This is a genomic window from Lentzea sp. NPDC051213, from assembly GCF_044455585.1.
Lineage (GTDB): Bacteria > Actinomycetota > Actinomycetes > Mycobacteriales > Pseudonocardiaceae > Lentzea.
On sequence record NZ_JBITEX010000005.1, the window covers coordinates 662,276 to 678,966 of the forward strand.

A 16,691-nucleotide genomic window follows, 5' to 3' on the forward strand; every position below is an offset into this window, starting at 1 on the left:
CCCGGAGTCTATGAGGACGGCAACCCGCAGTGCCTGTCCGGCGTGCTGGATCCGGCAGGACTTCGGCACACTGTGAGTGAATGTCAAATATCTTGATCGCCGAGGTCGGAGGGGGTGATCGTTCGGTGAACGTCGAGTTCCGGGTGCTCGGCCCGCTGGAAGTGCTGCTGAACGGGGAACCGGTTTCCGTCCCGGCCGGTCGCGGCCGCGTGCTCCTGGCGACGTTGCTGTTGCGCCCCAACCAGTTCGTGTCGATCGACGAGCTCGTCGATCGGCTGTGGGACGGCGAGCCGCCGACGGTCGACCGTGCCAACAAGACGTTGCAGACGACCGTTCTGCGGTTGCGGCAGGCGCTGGGGCCGGCGAACTGCGTCCGCACGACGGCCGGTGGCTACCTGGCCGAGGTGCGACCGGGTGAGCTCGACCTGCTGAGGTTCCGTGAGCTGGTGCGGGCCGGTGACTTCGCCTCGGCGACGGAGCTGTGGCGCGGTCCCGCGCTGGCCAACGTGGCGTCGGAGTCGCTGCACCGGGATGAGGTGCCGCGCCTCGAAGAAGACCGTCTCGCGGTGCTGGAGCGGCGCATCGAAGCCGATCTGGATCGAGGTCAGGCCGCTGAGCTCGTGGCCGAGCTGAGTGCGTTGACCCAGCAGCATCCGTTGCGGGAGCGGTTCTGGGCGCAGCGGATGTCCGCGCTCTACCACGCGGGACGCCAAGCCGAAGCGCTCGAGTCCTATCGCGAGATCGCCGCGTTGCTGGCCGACGAGCTGGGGGTCGATCCGTCACCCGAACTGCGTCAGCTGCACCTCGCACTGCTCAACGGCGACGTCGCCCCGGTGGAACGGCCCAGGCAGGCGATCTGTCAGCTGCCACCCGACACCGCGAGGTTCGTGGGGCGCGAGACGCTGTTCCGCCAGGTGGAAGCCAAGCTCACCGCACCGGGCGAGAGCGTGCCGGTGCTCGTGCTGAGCGGCGCTCCCGGCGTGGGCAAGAGCGCTTTCACGATCAGGGCCGCGCACCGCCTGCGTGATCGTTTTCCCGACGGCCAGCTGTTCGTCCGGCTCAACGGCGCCGGCGCCGCACCCCGCGACCCGGCCGAGGTGCTCGGCGAGCTGCTGGTGGCCCTGGACGTGTCGGTCACCGGCATGCCCGACGGCCTGGAAGCCCGCACAGCGACCTTCCGCGCCCAGTTGGCCGACCGCAAGATGCTGGTCGTGCTGGACGACGCGGCCGGTCCTGAGCAGGTCAGGCCGCTGCTACCAGGCACTCCCGGCTGCGCCGTGCTGGTCAGCAGCCGGCAGCGCCTGGTCCAGATCGAAGGCGCGCACAGCCTGCGGCTGCCACCACTGGGCCGCGAGGACGGGTTCGCGCTGCTGGCAGGTGCCATCGGCGAGGCACGGGCGGCCACGGATCGGGCCGCTGTCAGCGCCATCGTCAACGCGTGCGGCGGCCTTCCGCTGGCCCTGCGGGTTGCCGGCGCCCGGCTCGCCGCGCGTGAGTCGTTGCCGCTGAGCTCGCTGGCCAGGCGGTTGTCGGACGAACGGCGGCGGCTCGACGAGCTGACCACAGGCGACCTGGAGATCCGGGCGACGTTCGGCCCGAGCTACGAGGCTCTGCCCGCTGACGCGGCAACCGCTTTCCGCAGGCTCGGTCTGCTCGGCGCGACCGACGTGGCGTCCTGGACCGTCGGCGTCCTCGCGGGCGGTGACGGTGAGCGGCTCGTCGAACGGCTGGTGGAGGCGAACCTGCTCGACGAGGTCGGTCTCGATGCGACCGGCGAACCCCGCTACCGCATGCACGACCTGCTGGCGGTTTACGCCGCCGAACTGGTTCGTGGGGAAGACGAGCAGGTTGTGACCACAGCCCTGCGTGACTACGTCGAGGTGCTGCTGACGCTCGCCGATGACGCGGCCCAGGACTGGTTCGCCGCCGATGACACGCCGAAGCGTCCCATCACGCGGTCAAAGGTGCTGGACTCCGCTGAGATGGACCGCCTGACCGAGAGCAGGGGGAAGTGGCTGCTCGCCGAGATGGTCAACATCGACCGCGCGATCACCTCCTGTCTGGACCACAGCTGGCTCGAGGAGGCGGAGAACCTGATGCACCGCGCCCTCGTCTACCTCGACATCTACCTCTCGCATGAGCGGATCCTGCAGTTGTGCGGACTCGTTCGAGACAAAGCACTCGCCGAAGGCCACGAGCTCATCGCCTGGCGTTCACATCTGCGGCTGACGAGTCAGCTGGTGACGAAGGGCGTCACCGAGGAGGTGCTCACCGCGTACCAGCGATGTGCGGACGGGTTCGAGGCCGTCGGTGCCGAGGCCGAGCTCGCGGTCGCGCTGGGAGCGGTGGCGTATTACACGATGCTCCACACCGGACAACCACAACTCGCGGTCGCCGAACGCGCGGTGGCCGCCGCACGCGCGAGCGGCGAGCAGCGGACTCTGGTGAGCGCGTTGCGTGAGTTGGGCACGATGCTGGCGACCGAACGGAGCTACGAGGACTCCGTCCGGGTCTTGGACGAGGCATTGGTGTTCACCCGCGAGATAGGCGATCCCAACGACCTGGCGATCGTGCTCAACCGCATCGCGTCGAGTGCCCTGGCCGACGGTGATGTCGATCGAGCGAGCGCGACGAGCCGCGAGGCGCTGGACCTGATGACCGGCCTCGGTGACGACCGGGGCACTGCGTACTGCACGGTGCTGGTTTCCCAGGTCGACCTCGCTCTCGGCGATGCGAGCGCCGCGCTGGTCGGTGCGGAGAAGGCCTTGAGCGTCTTCGAGACACTGGGTGAACGGCGCGGTTCCGTGCGCGCGCTTGCCTCGATGGCTGAGGCGGAGCTGGCGCTCGGCCTCGTCGAGAAAGTGATCGACGTGGCATCGGCGGCCCTGGAGAACTACGCCGATGCGGGCGACGCTGCTGCTGAGGAACGACTGCGGGTCGCACTGGCCGCGGCTCGCAGAAGGGCCTGATCGGTGAGCGTCGAGTTCCGGGTGCTGGGCCCGGTGGAAGTGCTCGTGAACGGCGAACCCGTCTTCGTGCCTGCTGGCCGTTGTCGGTTGCTGTTGGCGACATTGCTGTTGCGCCCCAACCAGTTCGTCTCGGTGGATGAGCTGGTTGGCCGGTTGTGGGACGGCGAGCCGCCAACCGCTGACCGCGTGCACAAGACGTTGCAGATGACCGTGGTGCGACTGAGACAGGCGCTCGGCCCGGCGAATCGCGTGCGCACGATGAGCGGCGGCTACTTGGTCGAGGTGGAACCGGGTGAGCTGGATCTACTGAGGTTCCGGGAACTGGCGCGGGCCGGTGACTTCGGTGCGGCGATCAAGCTGTGGCGCGGGCCGGCGTTCGCGAACGTGGCGTCGGAGTCGTCGCACCGGGATGAGGTGCCGCGCCTCGAGGACGAGCGTCTCGCCGCGCTGGAGGGGCGGATCGACGCGGACCTGGAACACGGCCGGGCGGCCGAGCTCGTGGCCGAGTTGAGTGCCTTGACCCAGCAGTACCCGTTGCGGGAGCGGTTCTGGGCGCAGCGGATGTCCGCGTTGTACCGCTCGGGCCGGCAGGCGGAGGCGTTGGAGTGCTATCGCGAGATCGCCGCGTTGCTGGCTGACGAGTTGGGTGTCGATCCGTCACCGGAGCTGCGTGAGTTGCATCTGGCGCTGCTCAAGGGCGAAGTGGCTCCGGTGGAGCGGCCTCGACAGGTGATCTGTCAGCTGCCGCCCGACACGGCGAAGTTCGTGGGGCGCGAAGGACTTTTCGATCAGGTGGAGGCGAAGCTCGCCGCGTCGGACGACTGCGTGCCGGTGGTGGTGCTGAGCGGCGCTCCTGGTGTGGGCAAGAGTGCGTTCACGATCCGGGTGGCGCACCGGCTGCGTGATCGGTTCCCCGATGGTCAGCTGTTCGTCCGGCTCAACGGCGCCAGCGCGGCTCCGCGTGATCTGACCGAGGTACTTGGGGAACTGCTGGTCATTCTGGGTGTTCCGCACACTGCAATGCCGGATGGTCTGGAGGCGCGCGCTGCTGCGTTTCGCGCCCAGTTAGCCGATCGCAAGATGCTGGTGGTGCTCGACGACGCAGCCGGTCCGGAGCAGGTAAGGCCGCTGCTACCGGGCACTCCCGGCTGCGCCGTGCTGGTCAGCAGCCGGCAACGTCTGGTCCAGATCGAGGGTGCGCACGGCCTGCGGGTGCCGCCGCTGGGCGCCGAAGACGGAAGCTCCTTGCTATCGAGCATCATCGGTGAGTCTCGGGCGGGTACCGACCAGGCCGCTGTCGGTGCCATCGTCGAAGCCTGCGGTGGTCTGCCGCTGGCCCTGCGGGTTGCCGGCGCCCGGCTCGCCGCGCGCGAGTCGTTGCCGCTGAGCTCACTGGCGAGGCGGTTGTCGGACGAGCGTCGTCGGTTGGACGAGTTGGCCACCGGTGATCTGGAGGTCAGGGCGACGTTCGGGCCGAGCTACGAGGCTCTGCCCGCCGATGTGGCGACCGCTTTCCGCAGGCTGGGCCTGCTTGGCGCGACCGACGTGGCGTCCTGGACGGTCGGCGTGCTCGCGGGCGGCGATGGTGAGCGGCTCGTCGAACGGCTGGTGGAGGCGAACCTGCTTGACGAGGTCGGACTCGACGCGACCGGCGAACCGAGATACAGGCTGCACGATCTGCTCGCGGTGTACGCGGCCGAGTTGGTGCGCGGCGACGACGAGCGTGTCGTGGCCGCAGCTCTGCGTGACTACGTCGACCTGTTGCTGACGCTCGCTGCCGAAGCGACCAGTCTCTGGCTCGTGACGGACGACCTGCCGCCGCGTCCTGTCACGCCGTCCAGCGCACTGGATCGCTCTGAGGTCGAGCGCCTGACCAGCCGTCCGCAGACGTGGTTGCTCGCGGAAATGATCAACTTTGACCGGGCCATCGTCCACTGTCTGGAGCACAACTGGGTCGAGGCGGCCGAGAACCTGTCGCACCGTTCGTACACCTACCTCGATACCTTCCGCCCCCACGAACGGGTCGTGGAGCTGCTCGCCCTGGTTCGAGACGCGGCATTCGCCAAGGGCGACCAGTTGATCGGGTGGCGTTTGCACTTCAAGGTGCAGTTGCAGCTCATGACGCGCGGTGTCACCGACGCGGCGCTCACCGAGCTATCGCGTTGTGCGGACTGGTTCGAGGCCGTCGGAGCTCAGGCTGAACTCGCGGTCGTGCTGGGAGCGCTGGCCTACTACAGCATGGTCCACACCGGACTCCCGCATCTGGCGATCGCAGAACGTGCGGTGGTCGCCGCACGAGAGAGCGGGGAGCGGCTCGTGCTGTTGAGCGCACTGCGTGAGCTGGGCACGATGCTCGCGACCGAAGGGCGCTACCCGGACTCGGTGCGGCTCATGGACGACGCGTTGGCGCTCAGTCGCGAGCAGGGCGAACCGCAGGAGATCTCGATGACGCTGAACCGGATCGGCACGAGTGGGTTGGCCCATGGCGATGTCGAGCGCGCGAGCGCCGCGAGCCGCGAGGCGTTGGAACTGATCGCCTCGACTGGTGAGGAACGCGGCACCGCCTACTGCACAGTCCTGGTGGCCCAGGTCGATCTGGCTCTCGGGGATGCGAGTGCCGCGTTGATCGGTGCGGAAAAGGCTCTGGACCTCTTCGAGGTGCTGGGCGAGCGGCGCGGGAGCGTGCGCGCTCTTGCTGCGATGGCTGAGGCAAATCTCAGGCTAGGTCTCGCTGACAGGGTGATCGAGGTGGCGACCGCTGCGCTGGAGAAGTACGCCGATGCGGGCGATGCCGGGGCTGAAGAGCGCTTGCGGGCCGCGTTGGCGGCTGCACGCCTGAGTGAATGACCTTTGCCATCCGTGTCGTCCGGGCGTGCCGCATCGGGTAAGCATGTGCCCGGAAGAGGGGAAGGTGCATGAGCCTGCACGTCGCGGTCGACTTCGGCACGTCGAGCACCTGCGTTGCCATTTCGGCGCACGGCCGGGAGCCGCAGGTCGTCGTGTTCGACGGCCAGCCGCTGGTCCCGTCCGCCGTGTTCGCCGCGGCCGACGGCACGTTGTTCGTCGGTCAGGAGGCCGAGCGCCAGGCTGCTGTCGACCCGGCCCGCTACGAGCCGCACCCGAAGCGCCGTGTCGACGAGGGCGAGTTGCTGCTCGGCAATTCTGTGCTGCCCGTTGTAGACGTTGTGCGGGCGGTGCTGACCCGCGCGGTCGGCGAAGCGCGACGCGTTGGCGGCGGAGCGCCGGTCGATCTGCTCGTGCTGACACACCCGGCGGACTGGGGCACCGTCCGCACCCGCGTCTTGATCCAAGCGGCGCGAGGGCTCGGCCGTGAACTGGTGCTCGTGCCAGAACCGGTGGCTGCTGCTGTCTTCCATTCAGCGAGCCACTCCATCCCCGACGGTGCTTCGCTCGCCGTGCTCGACCTTGGCGGCGGCACTGTCGACGCGAGTGTGGTGACGCGCACAGGTAAGAGTTTCCGGGTGCTCGCCACCAAGGGTGACCCGACCTTCGGTGGCGCCGACGTCGACCAGGTGCTGCTGGAGCACGTCGGCGGGCTGGTGTCAGCCAAGGACCCCGAGGCGTGGCGGCAGCTCGTCGAAGGCCGGGAGATGGCCGATCGGCGCAAGCGGCGGGTGCTGCGGCAGGACGTTCGGGGAGCCAAGGAGACGTTGTCGAGGCACGCCTACACAGATGTGCCGATGCCGCCACCGTTCCCAGACGCGCACGTGACGCGCTCTGACCTGGAACAGTTGATCACTGCGCCGCTCAGTCGGGCGGCTGCGCTGGTCGGCGCTGCTGTCAGGGACGCCGGCCTCGCTCCCCAGCAGCTTGCTGGCGTGTTCCTGGTCGGCGGGTCGAGTCGGATCCCGCTCGTGGGGCGTCTGGTGCACGAAAACACCCGTGTGGTGCCGATCAGCATCGACCAGCCGGAGACCGTGGTCGCCCGCGGCGCGTTGCGGGCAGTCAGCCTCGATCCGGAACGGACCGGGGGCGTGGCACCGCAGGGCTCGCTTCAGGCACCGCCGACGGGTGGTCCGGGGGAGGTGACCCACAACCTTCGGGTGACCGACGATGCGACCCGCAAGATCACTCGACGGATCACGCCGCCGCCCGTCGGCCAGTTCCCGTCCTCGTTCCCCTCTGCGTCGCAGCCTCTGAACAAGAAGAGCAAGGCACCGCTGTTCGTCACCATCGGTGTCGTGGTGGTGCTCGCCGCAGCCGGTGTCGGTGGCTACTTCTGGCTGAACCGCGAGAAGAGTCCGCAGCAACCGAGCGAGTCGAGCAACCAGATCGCCGTCTACGACTACAGGTTCACCCGGCCGGACGGCTGGGAGCAGACCGGCGGCGCCGCGACTGATCGACAGGTGCTTTTGCAACCGATTGACCGCAAAACTGTCGAGGGCAAACAGCCGGAAGCGCGCATTGCTGTGCAGGAGCAAACACTTCTCTACGACAGCGACAAGGATCGGGTTCGCGCGCTCACTGAACTGCGCAAGATGTACGAGGAACGCGAAAGCAAACAGGAGAAGGTCGACAACTTCACCGATAACACGATATTCGCGGGCAAGCCTGTTGTTCACTATCGCGAAGTCGTCCAGGACACCGGCGTCGACTGGTACATCCAGTTCGCGGGCAAAGTGCAGGTGAGCGTGGGTTGCCAGGCGGCGGAGACCGCGAAGGACCAGGTTCGCGCCGCCTGCGAGCAGATCGTCCGCTCGTTGGTCATCAAGTCGTAGTAGCAGCATCAGGGGAGTTGTCGATGTCCGCCAACGAAGCTCTTGGCCGGTTCCGCGCCGATGTCGGAGCCGCCGTCACCCGTGCCCGTCGTGCCGCCGGTGAGATCGGGGAACGCAACGCCAAGCTGCGGGAACGCACCCGTGATCTTGCTGTGCAGGCGCGCGAGCGTAAGGTCGAGCCTGGTGCTCAGGCCACCGCCGCCGACGTCCGCGAGGCCGCCAAGGGGTTCCGCACCGACCGCGGTCTGCCTGTCGAACAGGTTCCGGACGCAGCCGAGCTGACCACGCCGGCGCCAGCTGAGACGGTGATCCCAGAACCGCCGAACACTCTCGGTTCTGCCGCTGTCGCCGGTCCGAGTGGTCAGCTTCCCCGTGTGAGTGACGATGACGAGGACTTTTCGCAGTCGCGAATCCTCTACTGAACCCTGGTTTCACCCGGAACCGTTTACTAGAGCAACTACTTCGAAAGAAGTCGCGACAGGGTGGAACCGACGTGGCAGGGTCCTCGTCGGAAGAGGCGTACGAACCAAGAAGTACGACCTGAAGTTCTCTGAAGGGGGCACCTCTCGTGAGTCAGTTTACGGTTACCACTGCGGACCTCGACGCGCTGGCGAAGTTCATCGGCGACACCAGCGACCAGATTCAGGGCCAGGCCCGGACTGTTCGCGACGCCGCGTCGGGCGTGGCCTCTGGGTGGGCCGGCTCCGCCGCCAACGCGTTCCAGCAGCTGATGGAGCGCATGGACGACGACGTGCGCAAGCTCGACGAGGCCCTGCGTTCCATCCAGGAGCAGATCGCGAGCAGCGCCGACGTCTACGCCCGCAACGAGCAGGAGCAGGAGGAGTCGGTTCAGAGCATCTCGCACCGCCTCTGACCTCGATCCACAGCCAATCGCTCGACACATTCAGACTTACGTAGGGGAGATTAAGCAATGATCAAGGCGTCTTTTGCGGAGATCGCGGCTGCGGCCACGACGATCTCGGGTTCGTCGAAGCAGATCGACGAGCTGAACGACCAGCTCCACTCGAAGGTCACCTCCACGCTCGCGAACTGGGAGGGTGGCGCGGGTGAGGCCTACCAGGCCGCTCAGAAGAAGTGGGACGAGGCCTCCGCGGACCTGAACCGCGTTCTCGCGGCGATCGGTGTCGCTGTGCAGCAGGCCAGCGAGGCCTACCAGCAGGCCGAGCAGCAGAACCTCACCCGCTGGTGAACCCGCAGCGGTAGAGTTCGACCCTAGCTAGACCCTCGCGAGCCCCGGAACCACGTGGTCCGGGGCTCGCGTATGTCCGAGGGTGGGTCCGTTGGAGGGGCCGTTTTGGTCCCCGAGCCACCCATCCGGTATCTTCTGACGTTGTTGTGCGGTAGCTGGCGCCCGTGTGTGCCGCGCCTGTCTCGGTACCTCCGCTTGGTTCGTCCAAGATCGGTCTGGGGCAACCGCCGCAGTGACCCCAGACGCAAGTGACGACGAGGTAGATCCGTGCGCACGTACAGCCCGAAGCCCGGTGAGGTGACCCGCACCTGGCACGTGATCGACGCCCAGGACGTGGTGCTCGGCCGGCTCGCCACCCAGGCCGCGACGCTGCTGCGCGGCAAGCACAAGCCGACCTACGCTCCTCACGTTGACACTGGTGACTTCGTTGTCATCATCAACGCGGACAAGGTCGCGCTGACCGGCGCGAAGCGGGACCAGGCGTTCCAGTACCGCCACTCCGGTTTCCCCGGTGGTCTGCGCAAGCAGTCCTTCGGTGAGCTGCTGGACACGCGTTCGGACCGGCTGGTCGAGAAGGCGATCAAGGGCATGCTGCCCAAGAACCGCCTGGGCCGTCAGATCGCGAACAAGCTCAAGGTCTACAGCGGACCGAACCACCCGCACGCGGCCCAGCAGCCGCAGGCCTTCGAGATCAAGAAGATCGCCCAGTGAGCGACGAACACACCGAGGAAGTTCCTGTGACCACCCCTGAGAACGAGACCCCCGAGGTCGAGGCCGAGGTTGTCGAGGCGCCGGAGGCCGTTGAGGCTGAGGTCGTCGAGGCTGAGGCCCCTGAGGCCGAGGCCGCCGAGGCTGAGGTCGTCGAGGCCGAAGAGGCCTCCGCGCCGGTGGTCGTCGCTCCGCAGCTGAACGGCGCTGCGCACCTCGCGCAGACCGTTGGCCGCCGCAAGGAGGCCGTCGTTCGCGTTCGCCTGGTGCCCGGCACCGGCAAGTTCACGCTGAACGGCAAGACGCTCGAGGCGTACTTCCCGAACAAGGTGCACCAGCAGCTCATCAGGGAGCCGCTCGTCACCACCGAGAAGCCCGAGACCTTCGACGTGATCGCCAACCTGCGTGGCGGCGGCACCACCGGCCAGGCCGGTGCGCTGCGTCTCGCCATCGCGCGTGCGCTGATCGCCGTCGACTCCGAGGACCGCCCGGTGCTGAAGAAGGCCGGCTTCCTCACCCGTGACCCGCGGGTCAAGGAGCGCAAGAAGTACGGTCTGAAGAAGGCCCGCAAGGCGCCTCAGTACTCCAAGCGTTGATCTAACGCAGCAGCTGTACCTGCGGGAGCAGCAGTTCAACACGAACTGCTGCTCCCGCAGTGTTTTCCGGGTCTTTTAGGCCGCCTCGTAGTGTCCATTTCGGAGGATCCATGGCCCGCCTGTTCGGCACCGACGGAGTGCGTGGTCTCGCCAACGCCGATCTCACCCCCGAGCTCGCGATGTCCGTCGCCGCCGCAGCGGCACGAGTGCTCGCCGAGCACGACCATTCCCATCGTCCGGTCGCCGTCGTCGGCCGCGATCCCAGGGCGAGCAGTGAGATGCTCGACGCCGCCGTCACCGCCGGCCTCACCTCGGCCGGTGCGGACGTGCTGCGCGTCGGCGCGCTGCCCACGCCCGCCGTCGCCTACCTCGTCGCCGCGCTCGGCGCCGACATCGGCGTGATGATCTCCGCCTCGCACAACGCGATGCCGGACAACGGGATCAAGCTCTTCGCCGCGGGCGGCCACAAGCTGCCCGACGAGGTCGAGGACGAGATCGAGCAGCTCATGGGCACCGGCTTCGAGCGCCCGACCGGTGCGGCGATCGGCCGCGTGCGTGATGTTCCCGACGCCGAGACCCAGTACGTCGAGCACCTGCTCAAGGTCACCCCGCACCGCCTCGACGGCCTCAAGGTCGTCGTGGACTGCGCGAACGGCGCCGCGTCGGTGGCCGCGCCGGACGCCTACCGCCGGGCCGGCGCCGAGGTGATCGCGATCAACGCGACCCCGGACGGCCTCAACATCAACGCTGCTTGTGGCTCCACTTACCTCGACGTCGTCTCCGCCGCCGTCCGCGAGCACGGTGCCGACCTCGGCATCGCGCACGACGGTGACGCGGATCGCTGCCTCGCGGTGGACGCCGAGGGCAACACCGTCGACGGCGACCAGATCCTCGCTGTCCTCGCTCTCGCGATGCGTGACGCGGGCGAACTGTACGAGGACACCCTCGTCGCCACCGTCATGAGCAACCTTGGCCTGCACATCGCCATGCGGGAGTCGAACATCCGGCTGCGCACCACCGCGGTCGGCGACCGCTACGTGCTGCAGGACCTCAAGGCCGGCGGCTACTCGCTCGGCGGCGAGCAGTCCGGCCACGTCGTGCTGCCCGCGCACGCCACCACCGGCGACGGCCTGCTCACCGCGTTGCGCCTGATGGCCCGCATGGCCGAGACCGGCAAGTCGCTCGCCGACCTGGCCGCCGTGATGCGCCGCCTGCCGCAGGTCCTGATCAACGTGAAGGTCTCCGACAAGGCTGCGGTCGCCAAGGCCACTTCGGTCAGCGAGGCCGTCGCCGCCGTCGAGGCCGAGCTGGGCGACACCGGCCGCGTGCTGCTGCGCCCGTCGGGCACCGAGCAGCTCGTGCGGGTGATGGTCGAGGCCACCAGCCACGAACAGGCGGATTCCGCGGCGCAGCGCCTCGCGGGTGTGGTTTCCTCGGTGCACTGAGGACGGACGGGGGCCGATAGTGGCTATGAGCGTGCTGATGCTGCTGATACTCCTGGTGTTGCTGGGAGGTGTGGCCGCGGTCATCATCGCCGTGGTCTCGGCTTCGAAGAGAAACAACGCCTCGCGGCCCCCGTACCCGCCCCACCAGGGCTACCCGCAGCAGCCGTATCCGCCTCAGGGCTACCAGCAGGCACAGGGCTACCCGCAGCAGGGCCAGCAGCCGCAGGGCCACCCCCACCAGGGGCAGCAGCCGCCCGCGCAGAACGGCTGGTGATCGGCCATGGCGAACCTCGGACCCACCGAACTGATCCTGATCATGCTCGTGGTGCTGCCCGTGGTGATCATCCTCACGGTCGTGCTCGCCAAGCGGAAGAACCCGCCGCACCAGGGCTATCCGCCTCCGCCGCAGGGCCCGTACCCGCCGCAGCCACCCGATCGGCAGCCTCCGCCCGCCGCCTAGCGGTGATCGTCAGCAGGCTGCGCCGAATGGCTGTTTACTAAGGCAACCGACCTCACGGAGCTCCGGTCGCGGTATGACTCGAGCTGGCACTGTATGGCGGAACCCGATGAGGCCGAACTGCGTCAGATCGGGGACTAGGGGAGGCGAAGAATGGCTGGTTTCGGCGTACAGTCCGGCGATCTGACCAAGGCTGCGGGCACGTACGACGCCGAAGGAACGCAGTTGATCTCGATGAAGGCATCGATCACACCAGGTGTGACCGGCGCGGGATTCGGACGCAAGTTCCAGGCTGTCGCCGCCGAGTACAAGACCTTCTTCGACCAGTTCGGCACGAGCGTCGAGAAGTTCGGCAAAGAAGCGACCGGCATCGCCACCCGTCTCAAGGACGTCGCGAAGACGTACGAGTCGACCGAGGCGTCGACCTCGAGTCAGTTCAAGGGGTAACGAGTCGTGGCCGACCAGAACGAGATCAAAAAGCTCCTCGACGACCCGAACGTCACTCCGGAGACCAAGAAGCAGCTCGTCCGAGCGCTCGCCGGTGCCGGCGCACCTCAGGAAGAGGTCGAGCGCTACGGCAAGGCGAACGGTGTCGAGGTCCCTGACGACCCCAGCGTCGGCGACCACGTGGTCGGCACGCTCCTGGCGCCGATCACGTTCGGCTTCAGCGAGGGCCGCAACATCGCCAAGGAAGCCGCGCACGGCGCCTGGACGATGGAGGGCGGCGAGGCCGACAAGCTCGTCAACGAGGCGAAAGAGGAGCGCGAGCTCGGCGCCACCCAGAAGGTGCTCAACGAGCAGGGTGACGTCCCGAACAGCAACACGCTGCTCGACGCCGGTGCCCCCGGTCTGCGGTTCTTCGAGAAGTTCATCCCGATCTACGCCAAGGCCGCGCCCGCGTGCGGTCACAAGGGCGCCGCGCCCAACCTCGAGACCGACATCTACCGGAACTACGACTGGGTCCGCGACATCGACTTCGCGAAGTTCCGCGAGGACGCGCACAAGACGGGCGAGAACGCCAAGAAGCTCCAGAACCACGACAACACGCTGGGCAGCGCGTGGAACGGGCTCGGCTCGTGGGAGGGCTCCGCGGCCGATGCGGCGCGCGGCTACCACGACAAGTTCGCCGGCACTTCCAGGACGTTCGTCGGCAACGTGGGCAAGGCACCCGGTGCGATCACCGGTGGCGTGACCGCCATGCAGAAGCACGTCAAGGACTTCGCTCAGCAGATCCACGACCAGTACTCGGAGACGTGCGGTGGCCTGACCGTCGAGGCGGCCGAGACCGCGATCCGCCACGCGAACGGTGACCTCTTCGAGAACGACGGCGGCATCCTCGACTGGCTCGTTGGCGTGCCCGGCCCGATCTTCGGCGCAGTGACCGGCGCGATCTGCGGCGGGCCGCTCGGCATGCTCGCCGGGCTCGGCTGGGGCAGCTGGGTCGACAACACCCGCAACAACATCATCAACGACGCCAAGGAAAAGCTGAAGGCGCTCTGCCAGGAGTTCGACTCCAAGAAGAAGGCGTTCGACGGCTACTGCCAGGCGGTGCAGACCGGCGTCGATGCCGACTACAAGGCCATGTTCGAGGGCCTCAAGACCTCGATGGGCGGAGATCCGTTCCAGGCGGTCGGCGACCCGCCTCCGTTCACGGGCGAAGGCAAGGACGGCAAGAAGGTCCCGCCCGGTGGCGGTGGCCCTCCCGGCGGTGGCGGTCCTCCCGGTGGTGGCGGCAGCCCGCCCGGTGGCGGTGGCGCGCCGGAGATCCCGAAGCCGGAGAACCCGCTCGACAAGGACGGCGACGGCAAGCCGGACGTCCCCGGTGACACGGACGGCGACGGCAAGCCCGACGACCTCGACGGCGACGGCAAGCCTGATCAGCCCAAGCCGGAGGAGAACCTCGAGTCCGTCACGGTCAAGGCCGGCGACAACACGATCAAGGTCACGGAGCCCGACTCCAACGGGCACGTGAAGATGACGATCGACACGCCGAAGGGCGAGCCGAAGACCTACGACCTGGACTTCAGCAAGAACCCGGAAGCCGCCAAGGCGCTGATGGGCCAGAACGGCGCGCAGGCCATCACGAACATGGCCAACACGCTGACCGGCACCACCCCGTCGAACCCGACGCAGACCCCCGGCGCACCCGCCCCCGGCGGCACGCCCGCGCCGGGTGGCGGCGCTGCCCCCACCACGGGTCCGCTGGGTTCGGAGGCGAACCCGATCCCGGTCGAGGTCGGCGCCGACGGCAAGATCCACATCGAGCAGGACGGCGTGAACTTCACCGCCGAGGTCAACGCCGACACCGGCGAGATCAACCTGACCGCGGACAACGGCGACGGCACGCCCGACCAGATCGGTGTGAGCTTCGGCGAGGACGAGAACCCGGCCGCGCAGAACGGTCCCGCGGGCGGCGGGACCGACGACCTGCGGCTCGACGATCCGCTGGAGATCCCCGAGCAGGACTTCCCGAAGTCCGGCGAGGGCGAGTTCCACACGCTGCCTGCGGAGGCCGGCGTCGCGCCGATGCCGGCGATGGACCAGGGCGAGCAGCTCTGGAGCCCGCCGGGCCAGGAGCCCGCGCCGAACGTGGGCGAGCGCTTTCAGGAGTCGATGGGCCGCAGCTACATCGAGGACAACGGCATCATGCCGAACGTCGGTGAGCCCAGGGTCCCGGCCGACGGCCCGCTCTTCGCCCAGGCCTCGGACAGCACGTCGGCGTCCGGCGTCTCCTTCACCGGTGGTGGCTCCAGCAGCAGCGAGTCCGTGCTCGGCAGCTCGCCCTCGGAGAGCGTCTGGAGCGCCCCGAACTCCGACGGCAGCGGCGGCTCGTTCAACACCAACGCCTCCGAAGCCGGTCAGCCGGGGTCGGCGAGCCTGCCGTCCATGCAGGAAGCCGGCCAGGGCCAGGCCCAGGGCGGCGCGGCACCCGGCGGCATGATGGGTGGCGGCATGATGGGCGGTATGGGTGCCGGCGCCGGAGCAGGTGGCCAGCAGGGCGGCGACACCGAACGCGGTGCCAGCCAGTGGCGCACGACGGGCACGCTGTTCGACGAGGACAGCAACAACAACCCGTTGAGCGGCATGCAGACCGTGCTGGGTGACGAGCGAGGAGAGGCCGCCAACCCATGGCGATGATCGGGGAAGTGGACCCGCGCATCCAGGCGATGTTCGACGACAACCTCGCCCAGACCCGGCGTGCCACCGCCGAGGTCGCGGCGGAGCTCAAAGCCGATCAGGACCGGGTCGCCGCGGACATCAAGGCACGCGAGGAAAAGCACGAGCGCGACGTCGCCGCGGCCAAGGAGAGCGCGGAGAAGGTCGGCAAGCAGGGCGAGCCGCAGCAGCGCAAGCCGCAGTGGGAGCGTCCCGACCGCGGCGCCGGAGAGATGGCCTTCGGGCCGGAGGACGACGACGGTGGCTACCAGCCCGCACCGGCGTCCGCGCCTCCGCTTCCTCCGCCACCGCCTCCGGTCGCGCCGCCGCCTCCGGTCGCGCCGCCGCCTCCGGTCGCGCCGCCGCCTCCTGTCCGCCATCGCCGTGCGGCGCCGGTGGACGACGATGACGACCTGAGCGGCCAGACCTGGCTCAGCTGAGCGGTTTTCAGGCGGGACGCCGGCGCAGGGCGTCCCGCTGGAAGACGAGGTTCGCGCTCTTCAGGTCGCTGTCCAGCAGCTCGTCGTACATGCGCTCACCGGTCAGCACCCGCAGCAGGAACGCGGTCACGAACGCCCGGCCGATCTTGTGCGAACCGCGTTCCGCGTGGCCGTCCAGCATGAGCTCGCTCCAGTGCCGCCCCTCGGTGAACCCGAGGTGCGACGCCTTGGGCAGCAGGCGCAGCTGCACCGGACCACCCCAGGCCTGGGCGATCGCCTCGGAGTGCCCGACGGGTGGCGCGATCCGGTCCTCACCGGCTGCCAGGTGCAACCCCGGCGCACGGACGTCGCGGGCGGCGTCCAGCGCGGACGGCCGCGTCTCGGTTGCGGCCAACGTCACAACAGCCCGGACCCGGTCGGCTTCCGAGGCCGCCAGCACGGCCGCGCCACCGCCCATCGAGTGCCCTGCCAACGCGAGCCGGGCCGGGTCGACACTGATCTCCCCGGAGCCCAGTCGCACGCCGGTGCAGATGTCCAATGTGGTCAGCAGGTTCGCCGCCAGCACCCGCGCCGAGAGCAGCGGTCCACGCTCCACGGCCGGTGCCGCGGCCACCACTCCCCACGACGCCAGGTGCCGCAAAAGCCCGTGGTAGCGGCGAACGGGCTGCATCCAGCCGTGGCCGAACGCGACGGCGGGCAGGCCCAGACCGGACTGCGGCGTGAAGATCGCGCCCGGCAGGCCGACGAGCGCGAGGTCGCCGCGCAGCACCGGATGCGGGCCGGGCCTGCTGAGCTGCTCGAGTGCCTGTTTCGCGGTCAGCGTGATCACGCGGCGAGCCATGTGGTGAACCGTAGTCGATCCTGTCATCCGCACCACACCCGAGATTGGTCTACACCACATGGGCTTTTGACCTGCGGAAATGGGGTGCCCTCACTCATTAGGGTTAGCGGCGTGGTCTAGCTAGTCTGTC

General features: G+C 68.5%; 15 protein-coding genes. 14 read left to right on the forward strand and 1 reads right to left on the reverse strand.

Translation table 11 applies throughout. The annotated features are described in order from the left end of the window. Window positions 1-80 precede the first annotated feature (80 nt). The 14 genes from ACIA8G_RS25775 (at window position 81) to ACIA8G_RS25840 (ending at window position 15,720) form a co-directional block, all read left to right on the forward strand. Entirely contained in the window at window positions 81-2,969 is a 2,889-nt protein-coding gene (locus ACIA8G_RS25775) for a BTAD domain-containing putative transcriptional regulator (protein WP_396421188.1), read from the forward strand. 3 nt (window positions 2,970-2,972) lie between these two features. Next, window positions 2,973-5,816 (forward strand): BTAD domain-containing putative transcriptional regulator, encoded by a 2,844-nt coding sequence (locus tag ACIA8G_RS25780; RefSeq protein WP_396421189.1) that lies wholly within the window; start codon window positions 2,973-2,975, stop codon window positions 5,814-5,816. 68 nt (window positions 5,817-5,884) lie between these two features. Beyond that, complete coding sequence (locus tag ACIA8G_RS25785) at window positions 5,885-7,708, forward strand: type VII secretion-associated protein (RefSeq protein WP_396421190.1); 1,824 nt, start codon at window positions 5,885-5,887, stop codon at window positions 7,706-7,708. Between the two features lie 23 nt (window positions 7,709-7,731). After that, the gene (locus tag ACIA8G_RS25790; protein WP_396421191.1) at window positions 7,732-8,130 is read left to right on the forward strand and encodes a hypothetical protein; all 399 of its coding nucleotides are present in this window, start codon (window positions 7,732-7,734) and stop codon (window positions 8,128-8,130) included. A 146-nt stretch (window positions 8,131-8,276) separates the two neighbouring features. Beyond that, window positions 8,277-8,582, forward strand: a complete 306-nt coding sequence (locus ACIA8G_RS25795) for a WXG100 family type VII secretion target (protein WP_396421192.1) — start codon at window positions 8,277-8,279, stop codon at window positions 8,580-8,582. Window positions 8,583-8,639: 57 nt separating this feature from the next. Beyond that, window positions 8,640-8,918: a WXG100 family type VII secretion target gene (locus ACIA8G_RS25800; RefSeq protein WP_396421193.1), complete on the forward strand. Its 279-nt coding sequence runs from the start codon at window positions 8,640-8,642 to the stop codon at window positions 8,916-8,918. Between the two features lie 267 nt (window positions 8,919-9,185). Continuing rightward, a complete protein-coding gene (rplM, locus tag ACIA8G_RS25805) occupies window positions 9,186-9,629 on the forward strand; it encodes a 50S ribosomal protein L13 (RefSeq protein WP_396421194.1) in 444 nt (147 codons plus the stop codon). A gap of 26 nt (window positions 9,630-9,655) precedes the next feature. Then, a complete protein-coding gene (gene rpsI, locus ACIA8G_RS25810; RefSeq protein WP_396421195.1) occupies window positions 9,656-10,222 on the forward strand; it encodes a 30S ribosomal protein S9 in 567 nt (188 codons plus the stop codon). A 110-nt stretch (window positions 10,223-10,332) separates the two neighbouring features. Further along, on the forward strand, window positions 10,333-11,667 hold the full coding sequence (gene glmM / locus ACIA8G_RS25815; protein ID WP_396421196.1) for a phosphoglucosamine mutase: 1,335 nt from the start codon (window positions 10,333-10,335) through the stop codon (window positions 11,665-11,667). 37 nt (window positions 11,668-11,704) lie between these two features. Further along, a complete protein-coding gene (locus ACIA8G_RS25820; protein WP_396421197.1) occupies window positions 11,705-11,941 on the forward strand; it encodes a hypothetical protein in 237 nt (78 codons plus the stop codon). Between the two features lie 6 nt (window positions 11,942-11,947). Then, a complete protein-coding gene (locus ACIA8G_RS25825; protein ID WP_396421198.1) occupies window positions 11,948-12,127 on the forward strand; it encodes a hypothetical protein in 180 nt (59 codons plus the stop codon). 150 nt (window positions 12,128-12,277) lie between these two features. Continuing rightward, the gene (locus tag ACIA8G_RS25830; RefSeq protein ID WP_396421199.1) at window positions 12,278-12,571 is read left to right on the forward strand and encodes a WXG100 family type VII secretion target; all 294 of its coding nucleotides are present in this window, start codon (window positions 12,278-12,280) and stop codon (window positions 12,569-12,571) included. 6 nt (window positions 12,572-12,577) lie between these two features. Next, window positions 12,578-15,262 carry a hypothetical protein gene (locus tag ACIA8G_RS25835; protein ID WP_396421200.1) on the forward strand — a complete coding sequence of 895 codons (2,685 nt, stop codon included), beginning with the start codon at window positions 12,578-12,580 and terminating at the stop codon, window positions 15,260-15,262. Continuing rightward, window positions 15,253-15,720, forward strand: a complete 468-nt coding sequence (locus tag ACIA8G_RS25840; protein ID WP_396421201.1) for a hypothetical protein — start codon at window positions 15,253-15,255, stop codon at window positions 15,718-15,720. Before ACIA8G_RS25835 ends, ACIA8G_RS25840 begins: the two co-directional genes overlap by 10 nt. 7 nt (window positions 15,721-15,727) lie before the next feature. Here the strand turns inward: ACIA8G_RS25840 and ACIA8G_RS25845 are convergent, their stop codons facing one another. After that, window positions 15,728-16,561 carry a dienelactone hydrolase family protein gene (locus ACIA8G_RS25845; protein WP_396421202.1) on the reverse strand — a complete coding sequence of 278 codons (834 nt, stop codon included), beginning with the start codon at window positions 16,559-16,561 and terminating at the stop codon, window positions 15,728-15,730. Window positions 16,562-16,691 lie beyond the last annotated feature (130 nt).

Bases quoted from the DNA above. Each gene is read 5' to 3' on its own strand.
- ACIA8G_RS25775 (WP_396421188.1), top strand. From the start codon at position 81: ATGTCAAATATCTTGATCGCCGAGGTCGGAGGGGGTGATCGTTCGGTG.
- ACIA8G_RS25785 (WP_396421190.1), top strand. From the start codon at position 5,885: ATGAGCCTGCACGTCGCGGTCGACTTCGGCACGTCGAGCACCTGCGTT.
- ACIA8G_RS25790 (WP_396421191.1), top strand. From the start codon at position 7,732: ATGTCCGCCAACGAAGCTCTTGGCCGGTTCCGCGCCGATGTCGGAGCC.
- ACIA8G_RS25800 (WP_396421193.1), top strand. From the start codon at position 8,640: ATGATCAAGGCGTCTTTTGCGGAGATCGCGGCTGCGGCCACGACGATC.
- glmM (WP_396421196.1), top strand. From the start codon at position 10,333: ATGGCCCGCCTGTTCGGCACCGACGGAGTGCGTGGTCTCGCCAACGCC.
- ACIA8G_RS25820 (WP_396421197.1), top strand. From the start codon at position 11,705: ATGCTGCTGATACTCCTGGTGTTGCTGGGAGGTGTGGCCGCGGTCATC.
- ACIA8G_RS25825 (WP_396421198.1), top strand. From the start codon at position 11,948: ATGGCGAACCTCGGACCCACCGAACTGATCCTGATCATGCTCGTGGTG.
- ACIA8G_RS25830 (WP_396421199.1), top strand. From the start codon at position 12,278: ATGGCTGGTTTCGGCGTACAGTCCGGCGATCTGACCAAGGCTGCGGGC.
- ACIA8G_RS25840 (WP_396421201.1), top strand. From the start codon at position 15,253: ATGGCGATGATCGGGGAAGTGGACCCGCGCATCCAGGCGATGTTCGAC.
- ACIA8G_RS25845 (WP_396421202.1), bottom strand. From the start codon at position 16,561: ATGGCTCGCCGCGTGATCACGCTGACCGCGAAACAGGCACTCGAGCAG.